A 1,423-nucleotide genomic window follows, 5' to 3' on the forward strand; every position below is an offset into this window, starting at 1 on the left:
ACCACGGAGTTGCCGAACTGTCTGTACGCCTGTGTATCGGATACCGGGATGACAAAATCATCAGGATACCCCATGAGTCGTGCACATTCCCTTGGAGTAAGGCGCCGGGGATTTCTTCCCGGACCTCTGGAAACAAGAATCTCCGAACCGTCCTTGTGATAACGGGCAGACAATGTACGGGTCGTATCCTTTCGGGTTACAAGACCGAAGCCGAACCCGTTGCCTTTTGCCTTGTGCTTGGCCGCATAATTCTGAAGATAAACCCAGAGATTATCACTCAGTGTATACTTAGCCGCCGCCATTCCTTTCTTCTCGTCGTAGTATCCTTTTCCGGCATCATGCTCTGATATCTTCTCCCCTTTGCGATGAAGGATATCCCCGAGCAGTACTGCATCGGGTTCCGGACGCCTGAAGGAATCCCAGGAAAATGTCGTTTCCTCCCGAAACCCGACCAGATAGAGTCTTTCCCTGTGCTGAGGGACAAAGCCCTTGGCATCAATTACCTTCGGATAAACACGATAGCCAAGATCATTTTCCAGAACATCCATGATCACACGGAAGGTATTCCCGCTGTCATGACGCTCCAGGTTCTTCACATTTTCCAGAAGAAATGCCACAGGCTGCTTTTCCCTGATGATTTTTGCAACATCAAAAAACAGTGTTCCCTGAGCCTCACATGCGAACCCATGAGCCACACCCAGAGAGTTTTTCTTGGAAACTCCGGCTATTGAAAAAGGCTGACATGGAAAGCCTGCAAGCAACACATCATGGTCAGGAACCGTCTTAGGCACTATTTCCGTAATGTTCCCTGCAAGATCATGATCCATGGAAAAGTTTTCCCGATACGTCTGCTGCGCATACTTATTCCATTCACTTGTCCAGATACATTTCCCGCCAATAGATTCGAAGCCCTTCCTGATTCCGCCTATACCTGCAAACAGGTCTATAAAAGTGAAATCCACATCCTTATTTTCATTGATGTTCTTTTCCTTAACTGGAATTAACAGTTCCCTCAGGGCAGCACCGTATGCCGGTTTGATCACGGTATCACTTCGCTCCCATCTGCGCACTGTCCGTGGTCCAACACAGCAATGTTCAGCTATCTGCTTTTGTGAAAAGTACTGACGGGCTTTATCAAATAACCCCTGAATTTCTTCCTGCGTCACAATACCCTCCACGGGAAAAATAGCGGACATTTTGTCAAATTCTATGCCCAGATAGCATATCAGGCAAGCGCGGATTCAACTCACAAGTGAAATGGCTGGAGGGGATGGAGCGAAAGCGTAACCAGGAACAGCCCGCCCCGAAAGGAAATGCACTATAAGTTATTGAAATTCTCTGTGATCTTGACTTTATCCTCAACCACAAAAAGCCCAGGTTCATCAATTATTAACATTGACATAAAAAGGAGCCTCCCCCCATA

General features: G+C 47.4%; 1 protein-coding gene. It reads right to left on the reverse strand.

What is annotated here, in order from left to right:
- The coding region (dcm, locus tag ACOCD2_RS19865) for a DNA (cytosine-5-)-methyltransferase (RefSeq protein WP_419608853.1) at window positions 1–1,166 on the reverse strand (1,166 nt) is incomplete at its 3' end.
- Window positions 1,167–1,423 lie beyond the last annotated feature (257 nt).

The organism is Thiolapillus sp., from assembly GCF_048562965.1.
Lineage (GTDB): Bacteria > Pseudomonadota > Gammaproteobacteria > Chromatiales > Chromatiaceae > Thiolapillus > Thiolapillus brandeum_A.